The following is a 21,470-nucleotide window of genomic DNA, read 5'->3' on the forward strand; positions in this document are numbered from 1 at the left end:
TTTTCGCCAGAAAAACTGGCAGACTAATTACATAACTGCAATACTGTAGGGAAACAATTCACTGGTCATAAGTTGATTAGCAACAGCAGGGTCTTGTTCCATGATCAGTGTAGCTTCTAACTCATTATCCACCCTCAGGATAACAATGCCAAATGTTTTTTCGTCAAAAGTTTGTGTTCTTCCTGCTAAAATGAGTTCCCCCTCCTCTTTCAACTGTAAAAGGTATTGAAAGTGCTCTTCAACAATTTTATCTTCTTTTTCTGTCCAAACACTGCGGTCTAGAAAAGCAGGTTTTAATCGTAAGACATAAATGAATTCTTTATTGTCGCTCATGACTCCCGCTCCTTCACAAATAAATTTGGTATTTGCCAATCAATTTCCGAACTCCCAAGATCTCTAAGATACGCATTCGCTTGCGAAAAAGGCTTACTGCCAAAAAATCCGCGATACGAAGAGAGCGGACTTGGATGAACTGATTTTATGATAACATGCCTCGTTGTATGGATGAGACGCTCTTTGGCCTGTGCATGACTTCCCCAAAGCACAAAAATGATCGGCTTCTCCCGATCACTTAGCGTCGTTATGATTTTGTCTGTAAAACGTTCCCACCCTTTTCCCTTATGCGAATTCGGAATATCTGCTCTTACCGTTAGAACCGTGTTCAATAGCAGCACGCCTTGTTCTGCCCAAGCCTTCAGGTAGCCGTTATCAGGGATAAAGCAGCCAAGGTCAGACTGTAATTCTTTATACATATTTTGCAAAGATGGCGGTGTCGCTATACCCGGTTTAACGGAAAAACTGAGGCCATGGGCTTGGCCTCTACCGTGATAGGGATCTTGTCCTAAAATAACGACTTTGGTATTCGCATAAGATGTTAAATGAAGTGCACTATAAATCTCATCTTGCTCAGGAAAAATGGTTTGTGACGTATATTCATCATTGAGAAATTTTTGCAAAGCATGGAAATAGGGCTCTTGAAACTCTGACCCCAATAAAGAAGCCCAGTCGTTCGTTAAATGTCTCACCATTCTTCCTCCTATCACTCCGTTTCCGTACCGAGCTCACCCGTATCGATGTTTCTCAGCACGATTCGTCCATCCGCAGCTGTACCATCAGCAAGTACGAGCTTCAGCTTCGTCGTTTTCCCTTTATTTACGAGCGCTTGAACTTGAGCGTCCGTTAGATTTCGGCCAAAGCTTTCTTTCCAGATGACGAATTTGCAGCCTTCCTTATAATGCGAGCAGCCGTAACCTTTACGTCCCATGAAAAGGGAGCCTCCGCACCCTGGTCTTGGACAAGTAGCTAGGAACGTACTAGCTCCATCTGTTTGTTTAGCAGGAGCCGCTTTCTTAGCTGCAGCTGCTGTTTTGGTGCCACCTGTTGACGCCGCACTCGATCGTGCAGAACCGCGTTTCGGTGCAGCTGCAGGAGGCGTCTCGCCTTCGAAAGCTGTTTTGGAAGCTCTAGCCTGCACGCGAACCTTATCAACGATAAGCGTTGCGAATCTTTTGACGTTATGCATAAACTGCTCGTCCGAAGCTGTTCCTCGGGAAATTTCGTTCAGCCTGCGCTCCCATTGCCCAGTCATCTCAGGTGAAGTCAACAGCTCAATGCCTGCGCCGCGAATTAATTCAACAACCGTTCGCCCTTTCTGGGTCAGGACGATTTTCTTGCCCTGCATATCGATGTAACCAACCTTCTTGAGACGCTCGATGGTCGCTGCACGAGTTGCCGGAGTCCCGAGTCCCGAATCCTTCATCGCATCGCGGAGCTCCTCATCCTCAATCTGCTTGCCTGCGCTTTCCATGGCTTTGAGCAGCGTTCCTTCATTAAAATGCTTAGGCGGCTGCGTATCTTTTTCCTTCACGATCGCGTCATGGCAAAGGACATTCCCCTGCGGATCGATGGAGAAAGGCTCGTTTACTTCAACCTCTTCGTCTTCTTCCTCTTCCTTCTCCTTGCCCTTCGTGCTCTTCGCCTTTTCCTTTTTCTGATCGGCGTAAATGACCTTCCAACCTAATTGGAGTAGTTCTTTGACCGTTGTTTTAAACATTTCTTGTTCAACTTCAGTCATAACTGTATGAACTTTATACTCAGCCGGTGGGTAGAACTGGGACAAGAAACGCCTTACAATCAAATCGTACAATTTCTGTTCATCCGGACTCAGTCCTGAAGCTTTGCGATTCGTCGGAAGAATCGCATGGTGATCTTCAACTTTGCTCGGATTGCAAATAAACTTGTTATTTTTGTGCACCAGATTTCGGTTTGCCCCTTGCACAAGCTCGTGGTAAGCCGTTCCTTGTAAAGCGGATAAGGACTTGTGCATTTCCGGAATATTTTGCTCAGTCACATAGTTGGAATTGGTTCTAGGATAAGAAATGACCTTATGCTTCTCATAAAGTGCCTGAGCCGTATCCAGCGTCTTCTTCGCCGAGAAGGAGTATTTCCCATTTGCCTCACGCTGCAGCAGCGTCAAATCATACAATTTGAACGGGTATTCCTTCGTCTCTTTCACTTCATAGGAAATAATCCGTGCTGGTTTCCCTTTGACCTTGGCAGCAAGCGCCTCGACCTTCGGTCCGTCCGTCATGCGCTCTCCCTGCCACATGCCTCTATACGTCGTCTCGCCTTGTGTAAAGTGCCCCTCCAGTTCATAAAATTTGAGCGAAGAGAAGGCTTCAATCTGCTTCTGGCGGTCATAAATAAGCGCAAGCACGGGCGTTTGAACTCGGCCAACGGAAAGCAGCACGTTATGCTTCGTTGTGAATGCACGTGAGCCATTCATGCCGATTAGCCAATCCGCTTCACTGCGTGAGCGTGCGGCGCGCGTTAAATTTTCGTATTCAGCACCGTCTTTTAATGTAGCGAAGCCATTTCGAATCGTCTCCGAGGTTAAATCAGAAATCCAGAGTCGCTTAACAGGCTGATTCAGTTTAAGATGCCGCTGAATAAGCGAGAAGATGTGCTGCCCTTCTCTCCCAGCATCGCACGCATTAACAAGCATATCGCATTTCTTCGCAAGCTCAGCAATCACTTTAAGCTGATCGTAAGTCCTTGGGTTTGGAATCAACTTAAATTCATCAGGAATAATCGGCAAGTGATTAATATTCCATTTTTTATATTTATCATCATATTGATCAGGTTCAGCCAACTCAATTAAGTGTCCGATCGCCCAGGTGATGATGTACTGCTCACCCTCTAGATGGGACCTGAGATTTTTGGCTTTGGGTTCTATTGCGGCGGCTATATTACGTCCCATATCGGGTTTTTCCGCAATAATTAATGTCTTCAAGAGAGTATCGCTCCTTAATTGAACTTTCTAAGTAGATCAGAATCTGTCGCCTCAGTGTATCCCACTTTATAAATGGCTGCAATATGGTAACGATCGAAAAATTTTATTTTAACAAGTAGACTTTACTCCAAGTCCCTTCACTTCCTTTGAATATGATAACTAGAAACGTCAAATGAAGCCAAGAGGTGAAGGTTCTTATTATGCATATTCTGATTATTGCTCCTGAACAAATCCCCGTCCCTCCTCCCGTAGGAGGCTCTGTGGAGCATTGTATATACCAAATCGCCAAAAAAATATCTTCCAAGCATAAAGTGACCATAATAAGTCGGTTGCGCTCCAACTACCCAAAGACAAGCAGATTAGGTCATATTACGATTATTCGAGTACCCGGTGCTAATAAAAAAGCTTATTTATCTAATGTACTGAAGACTGTCAAAGGGCATCATTACGATAGGATTCAAATCGATAACCGCCCTAGATTTGTGCATGCCGTGAGAAAAGTATTCCCACATACGCCTATCTCTGTTTTTTTACATTCAACGACATTTATATCCTCGCCGATGACATCCAGAAAGCAAGCAGCAAGCGATCTCAGTGGGGCTAATCGCATCATTGGCAACAGTCTTTCGCTGCAAAATCACCTGAAACGAACCTTCCCAAATATCAGTCATAAGGTTCGTTACGTTCATCTTGGCGTCGATCTCGCTCAATTCCGTCCTCGTAAAGAGAAAAAGTATTCAACTGGCGGTCGCCGGCCATTTGTCATTCTATTTGCAGGCAGGTTGATTCCGAGGAAAGGAATTCCCGTCCTGATGAAAGCTACACAAATCGTTAGAAAATCCATCCCTTCAGCGAGGCTTCACATAGCCGGCGGGACTGGTAAGCCAAGCTACAAGCAATATTTGAAAAAATTAGCTTCCTCACTTCGAATCCCAGTAACGTTCAAGGGTTACGTTTCACGCAGTCAAATGCCTCGTTTCTATCAGTCCGGGGATTGTTTCGTGTGCCCGTCTCAAGGTCATGAAGCGTTTGGCTTAGTGAATGTGGAGGCGATGGCATCCGGCATTCCAGCGATTGCCTCCAGAAATGGCGGGATTCCTGAAATTATTCGGCATGAGCATAACGGACTTTTAGTGGCGAATTATCGAAGCCCAAAGGCTTTTGCCAAAGAAATTATTAAACTAGCCAAAGACCCTTCTAAGGCCAAAAGACTGACCAAGCAAGCCCGACTAGATGTAACGAGAAAATTTAGTTGGCGAGCCACTGCAAGCAAATTAGAAAAGATTTATACGACGAAAAATTCCACGTAGAGGGGCTGTTATGTCCATGAATCGAGCTAGAACAGTAGGCAGCAAATGGGTCAAGACGAAAGTTCTTTTATTAAACAAAGAACTTCGCAAATTTGTTCCGGAAACAAGAATCTATAGTCAAAAGAACCTGCTTGATATGCTAAATAAACATAAGATGGTTTATGTCAAACCAATCAATGGCTCCTTCGGGCAGGGCGTTATTCGTGTAGAGAAAAATGTGACTTATCGATATCAGTCCGGTAAAGTAGCTAAATCCTTTGGAACTTTTTCAGGTTTATTCAGTGCCCTAAACAAAGCCAAGTTAGCTAGATCCTATTTGGTTCAGCAAGGCATTCATCTCTTAACCCATCAAAAGAGAATTTTCGACACACGTATAATGGTACAAAAAAGCCCTAAGAAAGCTTGGGAAGCTACTGGTTATATTGGTCGAGTTGCTCATCCGCAAAAAATAGTAACGAACTTTCATAATAGCGGCAAACCGCTGCCATTAGAATTATTACTTGCTCCTTATTTAAAGAATCCGAAAAAATATAATTATATCAAAAGCTTGCGACATCTAGGATATCAAATCGCAACGCATTACCAGAAGGTTTATCCGGGATTTAAAGAACTTGGTGTTGATATTGGTATCGATAAAAATTTAAAACCATGGGTACTAGAAGTAAATACAGCGCCTGACCCCTTTATATTTAACCAATTAAATGATAAAAAAATGTTTTTCAAAGTACTGCGTTATTCGCGAGCGAACGGCCGATTCTTACCCAAAAAACGTAAGTAACTCTTGTTTCCTAATGTTAGTAAAAACCTCCAATCCCACTTGAATGGGGCTGGAGGTTTATTTGCTTTATGAGGTTAGACGGCGTTGGCGAACCATTATCTTAGTTAACAAGCCAAGACCTATAATAAGAGCCGCGACAATAATCCATATTGGATGATGGAATTGTGTATAGATGTGGTGCCACGCTTTTCCAAGCTTTTGACCAAGAAGAACAATAACCAAAATCCAAGCCAATGCGCCAAAGTATGAGATACTCATAAATTTGGTGAACCGCATTCTCGTAGCCCCTGCAATGAAAGGAGCGGCATGTCTTAGCCCAGCTACATAATAGCCAACTAAAAGTAAAATGGCACCATGCTTTTTAAAAAGTTCTGCCCAATTTTCTAATCTGTTCTCGGAAAGCTTAATCCACTTGGTAACCTTGCTGATACGCTTCAAACCAATGCTTTGTCCAAGCAGGTAATTAAGTGTCATCCCTGCACAAGCACCAAGCCAAGCAAAGCCGATGATGCCACCTATGTGTAAATTAGCTTTTAATGCTATATATCCTGCTCCTAGCAGAATAATCTCAACCGGAAGCGGTATGCCAATAATGCCAATGAAAAGTAACAAAAATATACCCGGATAGCCATAATGGGTGATTAAATTGATCATAGTATGATGATTCATTTTGTTCACCTGCCTCGTAATAATCGTACCATAGGAATGTGAGAAGAGCATGAGAGTAAAATGAGAAGTGGAAAAGACCTTGTCTTTTTCTTGTCAAGGTTTTTGGCCTCATTGGATTCTCATGGTTTTCTAATAAACCTCGTATCCTCCTGATTTGACCTAGTATTCCCCTATCGTTGGTAATCTATAGGTCATTCTGGATGTGTTAAGGTTATCCCAGGTGGAAGCCTAAAACACGATCCTGAAGGAGGACATCAATCATGAACAACATGAGAAAGAACCGCCTAAGTAAATCGCTATTAGGAATTTCACTTAGTGTATCCTTATTTGCAACAGCTAATCTAATAGCGGCGCCACAATCAGCACATGCTGCAAGCGCAGCTTCTATAACAGCAGCTTCAACAGCGATGTCTGGGAAAGCAAATAGTATTATCTCTACAGGTCAACAGTACCTTGACGTGAGATACAAGTTCGGAGCACAGAAAAGCACTACAAGTTCATTTGACTGCTCGTCATTTACGCAATATGTATATGGGAAGAATGGGATTAGTTTGCCCCGTTCATCCAAGCAGCAATCACAGGTAGGTACATTCGTTCCTAGAAATCAGCTACAGCCAGGAGACCTTGTCTTCTTCTATTCACCCATTCATCACGTCGGTATTTATATGGGTAATGGTAAGGTTCTTCACACGTACGGCAAGCCTGGCGTAACAATTTCAGATATGAACTCCGGTTGGTGGAGCAAAAATTACAAAACAGCTCGCCGCGTGTTGAATTAAGCCTTACTTTTGAATTGCTTAACTGAAGCTCTTGATCAATATCCGCTAAGTACGCTGAATCGGCTAGGATAGACGGATTTTTCTCCGAGGAACGTTTCATATCTTTAAGCGTATGTTCCACATTCTGATTCTCGAATAGTCCGATACCAGATCCATATTGATCGCGGATACTTTGGAAATCGCCTTTAAAAACAACGACCAATAGAATAGCTGTAATCATCATCATAACAAGTGGAATTAGCAGCATCGCCGCATAGGATAGCAATAACTTCAGACGAATGGACATGAGTAGATTCCCCGTTTTTATACTTCTTTTCTATCAAATTTATAGTAACCAAGTGCCAAAAACAACATACAACTGGAAATCAGGAGCAGAGACGTAGTCAATAGCTTACCCATGGAAACGGTTTGACTGAGCCATAACATATGCCAATCCGTATAGGAGGCAGGTGAAAACGCAGCAATAGAGCTCATCAAGAATGGAGCAATTTTAGCAGCCGCGTATAGCACGATTGAAAAGACCAAGAAGCTGCTGGCACTTTTGAAGAACTGAGAAACGAATACAAACAAGGCTGCCAAAGCAATCATGGAGACAAATGCAGCGATGTAAGCTTTCAACATATGGAACGAATCCGTGAAACTGGCTGATGTCCCGGCAAATAGGTTGCAGATAAAGGTAACAATGCCGAGTAGAATCAGAATTCCAGCAATACCTGTACCAAGAGCTGCGACTTTTGTTCCATAAACTTGAAAGCGTGAATTCGGACGAAGTAACGCAAGCTTCAGCGTTCTTGATGCCACTTCATTTGGAAATAAATCGCCAGTAACCGTTAAGATAAACAGTGGAATCCATATACTTGTATAAATCGTTAACATCTCAATCGGAAAGGACTGGCTTACAGCAATAAGCCCGAGAATTGGCTGTAAGGCATTGAGAGAAATGGCAAGCAGAACAGGAAGAATCGCTGAAAAGATAGCGAACATAACTACTTTCTTCCGATACAACAACAAGTAAAGTTCATTTAAGTATCCAGCGCGCCATCTATGCACAATCTTTGTCCTCCTTGGAAAGTTGAAGTTCGTCTATATAGAATTGCTCTAAAGATTGATTGCTTTGCAGCAGTTCGGATACATACCCTTCTTTCTTCAAATGTCCTTCTACAACAATCCCCACCCGATTACATAGCTGCTCTAGCTCGTGAATCATATGGCTTGAGATTAAGAAAGACGTTCCCTTCTCATCGGACAGCTGCTTAATCAACTTTCGAAACATTACCGTACCTTCGATATCCAGCCCGTTCGTAGGCTCATCCAGGATGACAAGCTTAGGTTCCGGCAGGATAGCCGCTGCAAGTGCTAGCTTTTGTTTCATACCTGTTGAATAGCCTTTGATTTTCTCCTTACGAACTTTAAACAAGCCCACAAGATCCAAGACTTCTTCTATTCGTTTTGGCGTGACATTCGGATAGAACCGGGCGACAAGTTGTAAGTACTGCCATGCGCTAAGAAAGTCATGAAAATCTGCCGATTCAATCATGCTGCCTACATGCTGCATACCTTGTTCGAATTGTTCTACGAGATTGGCATTAAACAATGTGATCATCCCTTGATCTGGACGAATTAAACCTGTTATCAACTTTAGAAACGTTGTTTTTCCAGCGCCATTTGGCCCCAGTAATCCATATACATCTCCTGCATGCAGCTGGAGACTCATATTACGAATTCCCCGGTCATTGCCATATACTTTGCTTAAATGAGCCGTCTCTAATATGGTGTTCACTAAGATTCCCCTTTTCTTATAAGATAAAGTAGATAGGCTCGGACAGGGAAGCCTATCTACTGTTACCTAATAGGTTTACAAATGCTGATAATTATTCGTTATCGCCTTGTTTACCTTTGTGATCATGTTTTAATGTTTGTACGGTTTTACCAGCCAAATCAATGGTTTCAGGTGCTGTGCTGTTATAACCGGACAGATCCGCTTGAAGGTGAAGGGTAACTTGGTGCACCGCACCACTATCATCTTTACCAGAGACCGTTAAATCTGCTTCTTGATGAGAGATATAATTATTAGCATTTACGGTTGCCTTAATGGATACTTTATCGATTTTGATATCTTGTGTCAGCTGTGGAGCCGCGTTTTTCAAGAAATCTTCTTTGAACGGCAGCTCATTTACTTTTACAGCGTCATCATTAGTCTCACCGTCATTCTCTTCTTTGGTTGCTTCTTTAATAGCAATCGGTGCAAGAGCGTTGACTACAGTAGGAATCTGAGCGTTGTCAAGTTGAATGGCGATCTCTTTAGACCCATCCGCTTTCGTATCAACGGCCACATAGTCCTTCAGATTACCAACTAAAGCGTCGATGACGGTCTCTACTTGCTGAGGAATGTCAGTTTCATTCAGCTTTTTCTCGGGTTTGTGTTTCTTTCCGCCTTCTTGTTTCACGAAATACACATCGCTAGCGTTTGATTTAAATACGGTTTGATCATTTTGCTTATAGAAGCTGAGCGATTGTTGGGTGCCATTCGCTAACACATCTGCACTTCCGCTTGCCGTTTTCGTATCCAGGCTCACTTTGAAGCTTCCATTTGCACTTGCAAGCACATTACCGTTATCTTGTAAGGCTGCTGACGCTTGTACAGCTACATTTTGAACGGTTTTGGTGTTTTTCAGAGCAGATTTATAGGCATCATACCCAGATGTACTCGCCAATGCACTAAACCCAGTCGTCACCATGACAATACTGCTGATTCCAACAGCGCTACCTAACATTAACCATTTCTTTTTCATTTTTTCCTCCTAATATAGGGATCTTTGAGTGGAGCTCAAAGTCTCTCCGCTTTCGGATCTTTGAGTGGAGCTCAAAGTCTGGGCTTACAACTACATCTTAGTCAGCAAAAGTGAAGTGCTTGTGAAGCATTTCTTAAATCTTTCTTAACTCTCTGTCCACAAAAAGAAAAGGGGCTGTCCCAAAAGTAGATAAATCTCTACTTGAGGACAACCCTAAAAGCCTAATGACCTTCTGGGACATTCGAATCTGTATTCAGAACAAAATTCATAGTTCCATTGGATTTTTCCAATGGAATCGACTCTCAGGCTTCGAAATTCGTAATTCTATTGGAATAATCCAATGGAATTGACTTTTAAGGCGCCAAATCCCTACTTCTATTGGATTAATCCAATGGAAGTAGCAGGCAGACTGCGAAATTCCAAAGTGGAGCTGAATTTTCCAAATATGACTATTGGGACAGCCCCTTCCAAACAGCTTCACCAATGGCGGTGAGTTAATTGGTTTTATCTTTACTTCCAAATACCTTGAATAGTAGTAACATCAGCTGTACCGCCCAAATAAGGCAGTTTATACATCTCTTCTAACGTACGTAATACATTCAAATGCGTAATATGCTGATCATATTTGGCAGGTTTGATCATAGGTCCTACAAAGATTGTAGGGATATGATTGTCTTTGGAATTATCATCTTCGTCCCACGTTAGAATGAGCAAGCTGTTATGGCTTTGAGCCCAGGTTACATAAGGACCTATATGTTTTTTCAGCCAATCATCTGCGCCTAGAATGGTCCCGTCATGCATGTCATTATCCAAATTAGGGATGATGAATGAAACCGTTGGCAGTTTGCTAAAGTCTTTTGGGAATTGGTCAAAAGGTTGATTACTCTCTTTGGCAACATTGGAGAAACTCACCCATGGACTGTGTTTTCGGCCATATTGGTGATTCGTACAAGCGGTTGAACCCATCTCAGGTAAATCCTCCGAGTAGCCTGCAAACGAATAGCCTGCCTTAACCAATTCACTTGCCAAATTAGCTGTTTTAAAAGCATGGCCGCAAGAATTATCTTTAACACCTTGGTCTGAACCGGAAAATAGGACGAAATAATTAGGCTGACTTGGATGTGTTACCGCATAGGAATGCGTGAAGAATGCACCTTGTCCAGCCAACGTATTGATATAAGGAGCTGAGGCATTGCCAATCAATTTCTCATAGGAATGATTCTCTTCTACAACTATAACAACATGGTCGGGTTTACCCCCTTCGGAAACTGCCGGATTAGGCACTTTCAATGGAGCTGAAGCCGTGGACGATGGACTAGGTGAAGGTGTTAAGGTCGGTATTGGTACTTCCTGTGCAACAGGTTTATTCGTATTTACAGGGGAAGCCTTTGGCGATGCAGCGGGAGTCGCTGTTTGAGTTTGTGGTTGGGTTGATGTCGCTACATGACCTTGATCCGGATTGGAACAAGCTGTCACCACTAGCATGAGAAGCGATACTGCCATATATGTTTTTTTCAATTGGTGTCCTCCCTTCATTCCCCTCTTATCAAAGGAATGCATGAATCAAAAATAAAACAGCGAAGATTAGCCCTAATCGCAAATGCCATTTCCGATCAAGACCTCGGGATCGAAATACCCCTGCAATCGGTACAGGCAATAGGGCAAGTCCTGCGAGCAGTCCACTGATATTAGCAAAGTCTAGCTTGATACCATATAGAAAAGCACCCACGATATGCAAAAAAATGACACCGATTGCAAGAATGGCGATAGGCGTATGGAATTTCCGAGTTATTCTCAAAAGGGTAATACTACTTCTTTTCAGTATAAGCCATTGTTCTACCCATCGTCTCTGTATAATAGTTTTGAGCACATAATACGCCAGAACGGCAAATAACAAAATTCTTGCTTGTGATCCATAATTTTTGTATAAACCTTTGAAAGCGCGATCGTGCCACTGTGAAGAAGGCGTATGGAACATTGTCCAAACGCCATAAAGTACGATTAACAGTGTAATTCCAAGACTAAGAATCACCCATTTGCGGTCTTTCACCCAGAATGTATTCATCATTTGTTTACCGAAGATTGCGGCGCTTCGTTCCTGCGCCAAATCCTGGACTCAACAGCTTCATACCAATAGATGAAATTCGTCAACCATTTCAGTGCCAGCGACGAACGCTTAAATAACTGATTTATGAGAACCGCGGCAGCAATTCCAATTACAGCACCTGCTATGACATCAGATGGATAATGAACCCCTGTCCATATTCTTGAGAAAGCAATGCCTGCTGCTAATACAAGCCATAACTTCCCATCTTTTCTCCGGTGTATCCAAATGGATGTAGCTATTACGAAAGCGCCGATTGCATGGTCACTTGGGAAGGAGGCATTGGCCGGATGAGATATCAGTTGAATGACATGATGTGTGACAAACGGGCGATCCCGGTAGAAGAAATGCGCAAGTAGACCGCTGAAAGAAACTGCCACACATGCGGATAGAAGGGATTCAGCGACCATTCTACGCTTGTCATCATGCCTAGTAAACCAATAAATGACAATCCCGATGTAAAACACGTACTCCGCATAAGAAGCTAACAAACGCATAATTGGGTTTAGAATGGGTAGGGTACTCCCGTATTGATTAATAAGTTGAAACCAATGATAATCCAACTGAGTAAAGCTCATCTTCATCATTCCTTTATTTATACTGAATGCTCTAAAAAAAGCATTTACATTGACTTTACATGATGAAGATGAGAACTAAATGAGAAATGTACTATTTCATAATTTGATTAATAGGTAATTTAATTATAACTGTGGTCCCTTCGTTTTCCTTGCTTCGGATGTTTATTTCCCCCTGATACTTGTATACGAATTGCTTGGCAATGGACAACCCCAGCCCTGAACCCGCAATCTCTCGATTTCTTGCTTTATCAACACGATAGAACCGATCAAACACATAAGGCAATTCGTCTTGCGGAATGCCTATTCCATGATCTTCTATGGTAATTTGCACTTCATTTATTAATCGTTGTCCCACAATAACGATCCTTCTATCTTGCATGGTGTATTTAACCGCGTTATCCAGAATGATCAGAAGGATTTGCTCCAGGTGCAGCGGACTTATGGATACCAGGGCATCCCTCATTTTCTCCGTATTCACTTGAAATAAAAATTCAGGATTGAGAACCTCAAATCTTTTGAGCGTCTCTTGGATAACGGGTTCTATTTGAATTGGCTCATTGATTTCAGAATCGAGGTGCGTTTCTACCCTTGTTAGGGTCAGAAGCTCTTCGACGATCCCTTTCAAGCGCCTTGTTTCTTGTAGTGAAGCTTGCAAGGATTCATCTAAGACTTCAGGATCCGATTTACCCCAGCGATTTAAGAGGGACAAGTGACCTTCTAATATCGTGATCGGTGTTCTCAGCTCATGCGAAGCATCCTCAACAAATTGCTTTTGTTGGCGAAAGGAGACTTCCAGCTGATTCATCAATTCATTAAATAGCTGCGCTAAACTGGATATTTCATCTCCATTTTCTATGTTGCTAACGCGCTCTGTCAGCCCTTTCTCCTTCACACTTCGAATGGTAGCTGCCAATGCTCGAATAGGGCGCATCAATTGCCTCGCAATAGCTAGACCACTAATTGCACTTATGAAAACAGCCAACACCCCGCCGATCAGCATAACCCAGAATAACGTATGACTAAAATGATCGAACGTTTCTAGATTACTTGCGAACTCTAATGTTCCAACATACTTTGTCGTTATGAATGGACTCCTATAAATGAGAATGTGATCTTCCTGGTGGGTAGTATCAAATAATTCTGGTGCTTCCACTGTCCTAGGTGTAACCCAATTTTCATCAAAATGATTCGATACCGTCAGGAGCGGCTCTCCATTCTTTCCGATAATGCGTACTAATTGATTTTTTCCAATCATTTTTTCTATGTAAGGTCGAGCTTCCGTTATCAGCAAGGTATCCATTGTATTGGATTTTTCATTTAAAAAATCTTGAAGCTGCGCCATACTAACTTGAATTTTGTCTTTCTCTTGATTCATCATCCACTGCTTGAGAACTAAATATTGGGAGAAATTATAGGTTGCAAATAAAAGGAACATGAGTGTTGTTGCTCCTAACATGAGCTTCCATTTGATGGGGAGTTGTCGAATTAAACGAGTTAATCGTTCCATCATCGCATCACGTATCCGATTCCCCGAACCGTTTGAATACAGCTATTCTCGCCAGCTTGATCTAACTTATTCCTCAAATACCTTACATAAACATCGACTACATTCGTCTCCACTAACGAATCATATCCCCATACATGATCCAAAAGCATATCGCGCGTCAGCACGAGATTAAGGTTTTTCATGAACATCACTAATAAGTCGAACTCACGTTTAGTAAGCTCAACGATTTGCTTGTCTTTATAAACCATACGGGCATCCATATCGACATCAATATGTTGAAAAGAAAGCAAAGCATGCGGGTCTTTTCCATCGAGTTCGATACGACGGAAAATAGCCCTTATCCTAGCCAATAATTCCTCAATGGCAAAAGGTTTGGGCATATAATCATCGGCACCACTATCTAAGCCTGATACACGATCGACAACACTATCTCTGGCTGTCAGCATAAGGATTGGGGTCTTTTTCGCTGCACGAATACGGCGGCAAACCTCAATTCCGTTCAGCTCTGGCAGCATAATATCTAACAATATCAAGTCCCATTGATCTTGAAGGGCTAATGCTAATCCGGTTTTCCCATCATAAGCTGTCTGTACTTCAAACGATTCGTGCTCCAGTTCCAGTTGAATAAAACGAACTAGGTTTTTTTCGTCTTCTATGAGTAATACCCGTTTCATCGATATCTCCCTTGTCTCGTTAATCCTCTAAGTATAAGTTATGTAGATGAGAAATGAATGAGAATTTCCCTGTAAACCAGTCACAACCTAGTTTGAAGAACTGGATATTTTCTTATTCAAAAGCCCCAGAATACTGGGGCAAATTAATCATGCAATTAAGTTGATTGATTCAAGAGAAACTTTGCATATCGCATTGGTGTTTCATAAGTACGATAAAAAGTCGTTTCTAAGCCTGCTTTTTTAAAGGTATAGCGTTGGTCTCTGCCGTTTACTTCGATCAATTTGATACGGCCATCCCGATCAACGCCAACATCTAATCCGATGTCAGCCATATGAGGCAATTTAACGCCAATCTGTTGGGCAATTGCCAGAGATACTTGCTGTAACTCTTGCTTCATTTGGGCGGAATTAAAACTACTGGACTCAAACAGCTGCTCGCACCGTTTAACTTTCCCTCCCTTTGCCACATTAGTCACATGGCGGCCTGAAGCTGCGACTTTCCCAATCATACCGGTAACTTGCCATTGCCCACTACCTCCACGCTGCACCGATACACGTAGATCATAAGGCCTTTCCTTATAAGTTGCTAACTGGATTGCTTCCTGAATCATATAGGTTTGTTTACCCACTTTCTTCGCAATGAAAGAAATTACCTGCTTCTTGGATACAAGCTTTGGTTTCCCTTTCATCCAATACAGATTCCAACCCCCACTCTCCTGCCTGGATATTTTAATAATCCCGTCACCTATACTGCTGTTTGTTGGCTTGATGAACAGCGAGGAGTACTTCTTCATGGACTCCTCTAATTTTTCCCGCGAATATTTAATAGAATCAGGAAGATACTTACGCAACGAATGATTGGCGTATAAGAGTTGATGTATGCGATGTTTGTCGTAACGATTTTGCCTATTGAAAACGATGCTCGATTGGGAAAGCTCTTTTAACTTTTTTCTTAAATAGGGAGATAAGCTAATGGCTCGGTTATGTGTCACACGAGGAATAGAACGTCTAACAAGCCTATACGCATTATTTTCATAGTAATAACCCAAAGCAGATTTACCGTTTACACGCTGTAAACACATATAAAAAGGCCTTAATCCATGCATCTTTCCTGCTTTGTTATACAGGGCTAAGCGTTCATTTCCTGTTCTTCCTTTTGCTATACCCAAATAAGTTTCCAAGTCCAATAGGACACCTACCGTAGTACGCATCGAATCACCGCCATTCGAATAATAGAACTATGATAATGTATGTCCCTCTTACTCTAGCAAACACGGTGAACACCTAAGGAAAATGACACATTATAAGAGAAGGAATTATTTGCCATATGTCGAACTTATCCAAGGAGTATGATTATAGGAGGGCACTTATGTCAAAGCGCGTTCAACTGCTCGTCGGCACCAATAAAGGCATTTTCATTTATTCCTCAACGACTGAAAGACGGAACTGGTCCATGCAAGGACCTTTTTTACCAGGATGGGAAGCTTATAGTGTTCTTGGAGATACACGATCAGCAAGTAAATTGTATGCCGGGACTTCTCATGCCGCTTATGGAGCGACCATACGTGTGTCCAGCAATGGCGGTGAAACGTGGGAACAGATTGCGGCTAGTCCAAGGTACTCTGAGGAGAGCAGTTTTTCACTAAACCGTATTTGGCAGTTGGTGCCTGGTCTTGCGTCTCAGCCCGAAACTCTCTTTGCGGGTGTGGAAGAAGCGGGGTTATTCGTTAGCCGTGATAGCGGTCAGACATGGCAAGAGTTAGATGGTTTAACGAAGCACCCCACACGTCCGGAGTGGTTTCCAGGAGCCGGCGGTATGTGCTTGCATACCATTCTCATCGATCCAAGGAATTCGCAGCGCATGTGGATCGGAATATCCGCTGTCGGTGTCTTCCGTACACTTGATGGAGGGATTAGCTGGAAGCCCTGTAACAACGGACTGAACCGAATACCAACAGGTCAACCTGATGAGCGTGTCGGATACTGTGTGCACAAGATGGTGCTCGACCCGGAAAACTCCGATGTTCTCTATATGCAGGAGCATAGTGGGGTGTTCAAATCCATCGACGGCGCTGACAGCTGGCATCCTATCGAGGATGGCCTTACACTACGTGACGGCGATGCCCCGTTTGGTTTCCCGATTAGCATTTCACCAACAGGTGATTTATTTCTTATCCCGCTGGAAAGCAGCGAACAACGCTCTATGCGTGACGGCAAGTTAATTGTTTACAGAATGGCACGCGGTGAAAATACCTGGAAGCCTATTGGGGATGTTCTCCCAGAAGAAGAACGACATGTCAGCGTACTGAGAGATGCAATGGCTGTGGATGCTCTTGAGCCTTATGGACTTTATTTTGGAACAACCTCAGGTGAAATTTACTGCTCATTGGATCGTGGAGAAAGCTGGGAACGCCTGCCAGGACAATTATCACGAATCCTAACTGTGAAGCCAATGATTTTGGAGGACTAGCATGCTTATTACCGTCAGCGTCCCCTCCTTGCTGCGTGATTGCACAGGGGGAAACGTCAAATTTCAATTGGATGCGCTTACGTTACAGGAAGCTCTAAATCAACTTATATCAAGCTATCCCCTGCTGCGCGTTCATCTTTGGACCGAAACCGGACAAGTCCGAAAGCATGTCCTGCTCTATTACAATGATACGAATATCGCATGGCTTGATGACTTAAATATAACGCTGCAGCAAGGTGATCAGCTTATCGTTTTCCAGGCTGTCTCCGGCGGGTAAAGCAGGACTTGGCCAAGTCAAAGGTTAAGCTTTACTGTCATAATAGAAATGCTTCGCATGAATGCTATCACCGAGCTCGATGATGCCGTAGGAATATTGCGGCTGCCTTCTTTTATCCGTAGGCGAGCCTGGGTTAAACATGAGAATTCCGTTAATCTTTTGCTGGTATGGAACATGGGAATGTCCGAAGATGACGATATCCGGCCGCTCGGCCTGAAACGCTTCTCGGGCTCTTTCCTCTGTCGTTTTGCGAAAGCCGTCTCCATGTATAAGACCAATTCGGTAGTCGCCGAGTGTCAGTATTTTCCTCAAGCCGAATCGTTCAATGATGTCAGATCCGTCATTGTTACCGGCTACAGATTCACAGGGTGCGATTCGCTCAACCAATTCAACAACGTGCTCACTCACCCAATCTCCGGCATGAATAATAAGATCTACACCTTGTAAACCTGCAATTAACGCATCAGGTAATTTTTGAACCCGAGGTGATAAATGAGTATCCGAAATCACACCAATCCGCATATGGACCACTCCTTCGTAAAATCTGTTAGCTATGAAATTGCTCAAATTAACTTCCCGTTCCAATAGTAGCTGTCCTCCCGGTATACCCGAAAAGCGATCTCCACCTCAGGAATGCCTAGCGAAAGAACATGTTTGGTCAGCACGCTAGCATACTCGTCTCGTGTTTCTTGCCCTCTCTCGAACCAACCTACTTCAATAAAAGGGTATGTATTGACTTGCTTTCCTTCAAATATAGAGACTGTAGGGAGACATTCCAGCATAAAATTGTCCGTTCCGCACGAGCATACTTGAGCTAGTTCTTCAATTAACGCCGTACTAATGGATTGAATTTGAGGAACACTAATTCCTCTAACGATCATTTGGGGCATAGGTAACGCTCCTTTGTATTTTCTTAGAAGACTGTTAGCTGCAGGCGCAGAGTTTAAAGTATTATAGACACTACAGGTCTTATTGTAGCATATTCGATGTTTACCGGGCAGTTTGATACAATATAATCATACGAGCTTTGATTACGCCAAGGGGGACAACAATGTGAAAGAACCCATCGTCATACAGAACAAATTAAGAGAAGCTATGGGTCATCTCGAAAAACGGTTCATGGAACGGGAAGAGCTCATTCGTGTCTTACTGCTCGCTATCATGAGCGGCGAACATGTCTTATTGGTTGGACCTCCCGGTTCAGCCAAATCTCAATTAGCACGTGCCGCTGCCGAACTATTCGGTAACGAGCCTTATTATGATTATTTATTGACCCGATTCACAACACCAGACGAATTATTCGGGCCTGTCTCCTTACAAAAGCTTAAAAATGATGAGTATGTAAGGCTCACAGACGGCTACTTACCAAGCGCTCGCTTCGCTTTCCTCGATGAAATATTCAAAGCGAACAGCGCCATACTTAATGCGCTTCTTTCTGTCTTGAACGAACGTGTCTTCTTCAATGGACGGCAGAAGCAGCAGTCTCCCCTTCTATTTTTAATGGCAGCATCCAATGAATTACCCGAAGATAACGAACAATTAGCAGCACTGTACGACCGTTTCCTGTACCGATTTGAAGTCGAATATGTCAAGCAAATATCCAGCTTTGAACTCATGTTTCAGGCACCAAACACACCTTTACCTACTCTTTTATCAACGGATTTAGTGAAACAATTAAAATCACAAGCGTCCGAGGTTCAATTGCCAGATGCGCTGGTATACATGCTATTTCAATTGAAGACAGCTCTTGAAGAGAAAGAATATGTACTTTCGGATCGACGCTACCACAAGATTGGCCATTCGTGGAAGATTTCAGCAGCTATCCATGGGCGCAGCGCTGTCAATGTGTGGGATACCGTACTAACCCCGCATATGCTGTGGGATTTCCCAGAAGATTTGGTAGAGCTCAAAGCCATCTTCGACACCTTATTCCAGGACATGCTCAAACGAGAAATGGAACAAGAACTCCCGCTGCTTCAATATAACTTGACGGTTAAGAAATGGTTGGAAAAAGAAGATGAATTACATGCCTTCCAATTCAAAAAAGAAATCGGCGGCGCTTTAAACAAGGATGCAGCCGAGCGATTGAAAGCGACTTTGGAAGAATGCCGAACGGAGCTGGAAGAAACAGCCAGAAGCCTACGCGGCAGACTTGTCTCCTGGCAGGAGAAAGAAAAGAAACTGCCGGAATGGATTGCTTCCCAATCTATCTTTCTGCAGCACCCTGAGCAGTATGCCGTTAAATTTACGCACCTGCGTATTCAGGGAGAGCGTATTTTACAATCCATCCAAGGCTTATATCGCACACTGTTTGACCGGGAAATCCCGGGAATCATATATGACTATACGTTATAAGAGGTTACCTATATGATCATACGCTGCACTCGGGTTGACAGATATGTGTTCGAGGGCTACGTACACTCATCGCGTGTCGCACAAGAATGGATGCGCGAGGCCGTGAGGCAGGCCCCTTGGTTTACGCTTGAACTTTTTGCTGATTTTTTCATGTGCTTCTATTTAACGAAGCCTGAAGTGGACGGCACCGTAGAGGAAACCCCCTTCCACCGCTGGATGGTCTTAACACTGCGCAAACAGTACTTTTATGTGTCCATTCACCCACGTACAATCGGACAAGTGAATGCCTCATTCAAAACAGCGCTTAAGGCGCTGATGTGGCTTACCGAGTCCTATGAGAAAGAAGTCAAACGAAGACAAAAGGAACAGAAAATGAGCGGCTTCGGCTTCGAGAAGAAGCAGCAGATGAGCGGACAAGAGGAGAAGAGCGTCAGTGAGCGACTCACCGAGAAGCAAATCGAGAAGCTGAGGCTCGTTGGCTACACGCTGCAGCAAGGGAAGCGCGCCGTCGAAGACAAGCAGAAAGCCGTCGATTCGCGTCCGCTCATCGCGGAGGAGATACGCGCGCTGAAGCAGCGCATTACAGAGCTGCAAAGCGAGATGCGCACAGAGTTCATGAAGCGCGATAAGCTGAAGGCGAAGCTGCGCAAGGCGGAAGAGGAACTCGAGCGCCGCGAGCGGCAGCTGGACCGCATGAGCGCACGCGACCTCGCGGCCATGAAGGAGATTGAGGCCGAGCTCGGCGACTGGCTCGGACAGGCTTTGAAAGAGACGCTGTCCCTCGAAGAGGCGGACAGCTTCAATGTGCACGAGCTCGTGCAAGCAAGTCAAAGGCTCGCGAACCGGCGCTGGGGCAGCGAGCTGGGGAAATTGCGGCGGCAGACGTTCGAGCACTACGTGCAGTGGATTGAGAAACTGAAGCGCAGCAAGGATCTGGTGTCTTTCCTTCAGGAGGTGGGACGGAACATCCATCACCTTCGGGTGCAGCGTAAGAAGCTGCGCTCGCCTTACGTCCCGGAAGCCTACGATGATTTACGCCAGTCTGGCGACATCGCTCATTTGCTTCCGAGCGAAGCCAGCCTGCTTGCTGATGAAGATTTTGAGCCTTATTTTCTCGTCAAATGGATGGAAAATAAGCTCATGACCTACAACTACACCGGCTCTGTTGAAGAGCCGCAGAAAGGTCCTGTTATCTGCATGCTCGATACCTCCCACTCTATGCGGGGCAGTAAGCTGCGGCTTGCGCAGCTGTTTACGGCGACCTTCGCCTCCTTCTCCCTCCTCGAGCGGCGGGACTTCGTCCTGCTTCTGTTCGGGGCGAAGGGCGAGCTCATCGAGCATGTGCTGTCTTATAAGCGGCCGGATTGGGACCGCTTCTATGGTCTGGCTCAGCTCGCATTCGGTGGCGGCACGAACTTCGACGCACCGCTGAGCAGAGGCATGGACATCGTACAGCACGAGCGGCAGTTTCACGATGCCGACTTCGTGATGGTCACCGATGGTGTCGGCCAAATCTCCAAAGCAACGCTGCAGAAGCTTGGCGCTCTTGGTCAGAAGAAGCAGCTGCGGCTGCATTCGCTCATTATTGGCTCCGCGCGCCAACATCTCGTTCAGAAGTACGAAATTGTCGGCGTTTCTCACCAAGTTAGATTCGCTACAGCCTGGGATGTTCAAGATCCTGTGAAGGATGAGCTTCTGCTGAATGTGTTTGCTAAGCGATAGTGAAAGCTTCAAAATAGCGTAAAAGCCTTCAATCCCACTTGGGAATTGAAGGCTTTTACTTAGGCACAGCCATATAATCCCACATAAAAAACCATGATGATCTTATCTAAGATCATCATGGTTTTTCATTTTCTATGTATTCAAGCTCTCATAAGTTCTTTTA

General features: G+C 44.0%; 22 protein-coding genes. 7 read left to right on the forward strand and 15 right to left on the reverse strand.

What is annotated here, in order from left to right; translation table 11 throughout:
* Positions 1-27: 27 nt before the first annotated feature.
* The 3 genes from GC102_RS08605 to GC102_RS08615 are packed head-to-tail and all read right to left on the reverse strand — an operon-like array spanning position 28 to position 3,292.
* Positions 28-333 (reverse strand): YciI family protein, encoded by a 306-nt coding sequence (locus GC102_RS08605; RefSeq protein ID WP_171689123.1) that lies wholly within the window; start codon positions 331-333, stop codon positions 28-30.
* Complete coding sequence (locus GC102_RS08610) at positions 330-1,028, reverse strand: uracil-DNA glycosylase (protein WP_171689124.1); 699 nt, start codon at positions 1,026-1,028, stop codon at positions 330-332. Before GC102_RS08610 ends, GC102_RS08605 begins: the two co-directional genes overlap by 4 nt.
* A gap of 11 nt (positions 1,029-1,039) precedes the next feature.
* On the reverse strand, positions 1,040-3,292 hold the full coding sequence (locus GC102_RS08615) for a type IA DNA topoisomerase (RefSeq protein WP_171689125.1): 2,253 nt from the start codon (positions 3,290-3,292) through the stop codon (positions 1,040-1,042).
* Between the two features lie 200 nt (positions 3,293-3,492).
* Between GC102_RS08615 and GC102_RS08620 the strand changes: the two genes are divergently transcribed.
* Both GC102_RS08620 and GC102_RS08625 read left to right on the forward strand, forming a co-directional pair.
* On the forward strand, positions 3,493-4,602 hold the full coding sequence (locus tag GC102_RS08620) for a glycosyltransferase family 4 protein (protein WP_171689126.1): 1,110 nt from the start codon (positions 3,493-3,495) through the stop codon (positions 4,600-4,602).
* A gap of 16 nt (positions 4,603-4,618) precedes the next feature.
* A complete protein-coding gene (locus GC102_RS08625) occupies positions 4,619-5,380 on the forward strand; it encodes a YheC/YheD family protein (RefSeq protein WP_171689127.1) in 762 nt (253 codons plus the stop codon).
* Between the two features lie 66 nt (positions 5,381-5,446).
* Here GC102_RS08625 and GC102_RS08630 read toward each other — a convergent pair whose 3' ends face one another.
* Positions 5,447-6,049 (reverse strand): DedA family protein, encoded by a 603-nt coding sequence (locus tag GC102_RS08630; protein WP_171689128.1) that lies wholly within the window; start codon positions 6,047-6,049, stop codon positions 5,447-5,449.
* 269 nt (positions 6,050-6,318) lie between these two features.
* Here GC102_RS08630 and GC102_RS08635 point away from each other — a divergent pair, with 269 nt between their 5' ends.
* Positions 6,319-6,828: a C40 family peptidase gene (locus GC102_RS08635; protein WP_171689274.1), complete on the forward strand. Its 510-nt coding sequence runs from the start codon at positions 6,319-6,321 to the stop codon at positions 6,826-6,828.
* Positions 6,829-7,131: 303 nt separating this feature from the next.
* On the opposite strand, the gene GC102_RS08640 is transcribed toward GC102_RS08635, so the two are convergent.
* From GC102_RS08640 to GC102_RS08680, 9 genes are all read right to left on the reverse strand, one after another.
* A complete protein-coding gene (locus GC102_RS08640; RefSeq protein ID WP_171689129.1) occupies positions 7,132-7,878 on the reverse strand; it encodes an ABC transporter permease in 747 nt (248 codons plus the stop codon).
* Positions 7,871-8,608, reverse strand: coding sequence for an ABC transporter ATP-binding protein (locus GC102_RS08645; RefSeq protein ID WP_171689130.1), 738 nt, complete (start codon positions 8,606-8,608; stop codon positions 7,871-7,873). Before GC102_RS08645 ends, GC102_RS08640 begins: the two co-directional genes overlap by 8 nt.
* A gap of 91 nt (positions 8,609-8,699) precedes the next feature.
* Positions 8,700-9,620 carry a hypothetical protein gene (locus tag GC102_RS08650; RefSeq protein ID WP_171689131.1) on the reverse strand — a complete coding sequence of 307 codons (921 nt, stop codon included), beginning with the start codon at positions 9,618-9,620 and terminating at the stop codon, positions 8,700-8,702.
* 510 nt (positions 9,621-10,130) lie between these two features.
* Positions 10,131-11,138 (reverse strand): alkaline phosphatase family protein, encoded by a 1,008-nt coding sequence (locus GC102_RS08655; protein ID WP_171689132.1) that lies wholly within the window; start codon positions 11,136-11,138, stop codon positions 10,131-10,133.
* Positions 11,139-11,166: 28 nt separating this feature from the next.
* Positions 11,167-11,727 carry a hypothetical protein gene (locus tag GC102_RS08660; RefSeq protein ID WP_171689133.1) on the reverse strand — a complete coding sequence of 187 codons (561 nt, stop codon included), beginning with the start codon at positions 11,725-11,727 and terminating at the stop codon, positions 11,167-11,169.
* The gene (locus tag GC102_RS08665; RefSeq protein ID WP_171689134.1) at positions 11,685-12,302 is read right to left on the reverse strand and encodes an undecaprenyl-diphosphatase; all 618 of its coding nucleotides are present in this window, start codon (positions 12,300-12,302) and stop codon (positions 11,685-11,687) included. The genes GC102_RS08660 and GC102_RS08665 overlap by 43 nt, the downstream gene beginning before the upstream one ends.
* 91 nt (positions 12,303-12,393) lie before the next feature.
* Positions 12,394-13,737 carry a HAMP domain-containing sensor histidine kinase gene (locus GC102_RS08670; RefSeq protein ID WP_171689135.1) on the reverse strand — a complete coding sequence of 448 codons (1,344 nt, stop codon included), beginning with the start codon at positions 13,735-13,737 and terminating at the stop codon, positions 12,394-12,396.
* Positions 13,738-13,808: 71 nt separating this feature from the next.
* Positions 13,809-14,483: a response regulator transcription factor gene (locus GC102_RS08675; RefSeq protein WP_171689136.1), complete on the reverse strand. Its 675-nt coding sequence runs from the start codon at positions 14,481-14,483 to the stop codon at positions 13,809-13,811.
* A gap of 155 nt (positions 14,484-14,638) precedes the next feature.
* Complete coding sequence (locus GC102_RS08680) at positions 14,639-15,694, reverse strand: YheC/YheD family endospore coat-associated protein (RefSeq protein ID WP_171689137.1); 1,056 nt, start codon at positions 15,692-15,694, stop codon at positions 14,639-14,641.
* A gap of 158 nt (positions 15,695-15,852) precedes the next feature.
* On the opposite strand from GC102_RS08680, the gene GC102_RS08685 reads away from it, so the two are divergent.
* Positions 15,853-16,953, forward strand: coding sequence for a WD40/YVTN/BNR-like repeat-containing protein (locus tag GC102_RS08685; RefSeq protein WP_171689138.1), 1,101 nt, complete (start codon positions 15,853-15,855; stop codon positions 16,951-16,953).
* Between the two features lies 1 nt (position 16,954).
* Positions 16,955-17,230, forward strand: a complete 276-nt coding sequence (locus GC102_RS08690; RefSeq protein WP_171689139.1) for a MoaD/ThiS family protein — start codon at positions 16,955-16,957, stop codon at positions 17,228-17,230.
* Positions 17,231-17,254: 24 nt separating this feature from the next.
* On the opposite strand, the gene GC102_RS08695 is transcribed toward GC102_RS08690, so the two are convergent.
* Together GC102_RS08695 and GC102_RS08700 are read right to left on the reverse strand one after the other, a co-directional pair.
* Positions 17,255-17,752: a metallophosphoesterase family protein gene (locus GC102_RS08695; RefSeq protein ID WP_171689140.1), complete on the reverse strand. Its 498-nt coding sequence runs from the start codon at positions 17,750-17,752 to the stop codon at positions 17,255-17,257.
* Positions 17,753-17,793: 41 nt separating this feature from the next.
* Positions 17,794-18,120: a DUF1904 family protein gene (locus tag GC102_RS08700; protein WP_171689141.1), complete on the reverse strand. Its 327-nt coding sequence runs from the start codon at positions 18,118-18,120 to the stop codon at positions 17,794-17,796.
* Between the two features lie 163 nt (positions 18,121-18,283).
* Between GC102_RS08700 and GC102_RS08705 the strand changes: the two genes are divergently transcribed.
* Both GC102_RS08705 and GC102_RS08710 read left to right on the forward strand, forming a co-directional pair.
* On the forward strand, positions 18,284-19,585 hold the full coding sequence (locus GC102_RS08705) for an AAA family ATPase (RefSeq protein ID WP_312883202.1): 1,302 nt from the start codon (positions 18,284-18,286) through the stop codon (positions 19,583-19,585).
* Positions 19,586-19,597: 12 nt separating this feature from the next.
* Positions 19,598-21,307 (forward strand): vWA domain-containing protein, encoded by a 1,710-nt coding sequence (locus tag GC102_RS08710; RefSeq protein ID WP_171689142.1) that lies wholly within the window; start codon positions 19,598-19,600, stop codon positions 21,305-21,307.
* Positions 21,308-21,470: the final 163 nt, after the last annotated feature.

The sequence above is a fragment of the Paenibacillus germinis genome (genome assembly GCF_013141785.1).
Classification (GTDB): Bacteria; Bacillota; Bacilli; order Paenibacillales; family NBRC-103111; genus Paenibacillus_E; species Paenibacillus_E phytorum.

Excerpts from the sequence above, each read along its gene's own strand:
- GC102_RS08605 (WP_171689123.1), bottom strand. The coding sequence starts at position 333 with ATGAGCGACAATAAAGAATTCATTTATGTCTTACGATTAAAACCTGCT.
- GC102_RS08610 (WP_171689124.1), bottom strand. The coding sequence starts at position 1,028 with ATGGTGAGACATTTAACGAACGACTGGGCTTCTTTATTGGGGTCAGAG.
- GC102_RS08620 (WP_171689126.1), top strand. The coding sequence starts at position 3,493 with ATGCATATTCTGATTATTGCTCCTGAACAAATCCCCGTCCCTCCTCCC.
- GC102_RS08625 (WP_171689127.1), top strand. The coding sequence starts at position 4,619 with ATGAATCGAGCTAGAACAGTAGGCAGCAAATGGGTCAAGACGAAAGTT.
- GC102_RS08630 (WP_171689128.1), bottom strand. The coding sequence starts at position 6,049 with ATGAATCATCATACTATGATCAATTTAATCACCCATTATGGCTATCCG.
- GC102_RS08635 (WP_171689274.1), top strand. The coding sequence starts at position 6,319 with ATGAGAAAGAACCGCCTAAGTAAATCGCTATTAGGAATTTCACTTAGT.
- GC102_RS08650 (WP_171689131.1), bottom strand. The coding sequence starts at position 9,620 with ATGAAAAAGAAATGGTTAATGTTAGGTAGCGCTGTTGGAATCAGCAGT.
- GC102_RS08665 (WP_171689134.1), bottom strand. The coding sequence starts at position 12,302 with ATGAGCTTTACTCAGTTGGATTATCATTGGTTTCAACTTATTAATCAA.
- GC102_RS08670 (WP_171689135.1), bottom strand. The coding sequence starts at position 13,737 with ATGTTCCTTTTATTTGCAACCTATAATTTCTCCCAATATTTAGTTCTC.
- GC102_RS08675 (WP_171689136.1), bottom strand. The coding sequence starts at position 14,483 with ATGAAACGGGTATTACTCATAGAAGACGAAAAAAACCTAGTTCGTTTT.
- GC102_RS08680 (WP_171689137.1), bottom strand. The coding sequence starts at position 15,694 with ATGCGTACTACGGTAGGTGTCCTATTGGACTTGGAAACTTATTTGGGT.
- GC102_RS08685 (WP_171689138.1), top strand. The coding sequence starts at position 15,853 with ATGTCAAAGCGCGTTCAACTGCTCGTCGGCACCAATAAAGGCATTTTC.
- GC102_RS08690 (WP_171689139.1), top strand. The coding sequence starts at position 16,955 with ATGCTTATTACCGTCAGCGTCCCCTCCTTGCTGCGTGATTGCACAGGG.
- GC102_RS08695 (WP_171689140.1), bottom strand. The coding sequence starts at position 17,752 with ATGCGGATTGGTGTGATTTCGGATACTCATTTATCACCTCGGGTTCAA.
- GC102_RS08700 (WP_171689141.1), bottom strand. The coding sequence starts at position 18,120 with ATGCCCCAAATGATCGTTAGAGGAATTAGTGTTCCTCAAATTCAATCC.
- GC102_RS08710 (WP_171689142.1), top strand. The coding sequence starts at position 19,598 with ATGATCATACGCTGCACTCGGGTTGACAGATATGTGTTCGAGGGCTAC.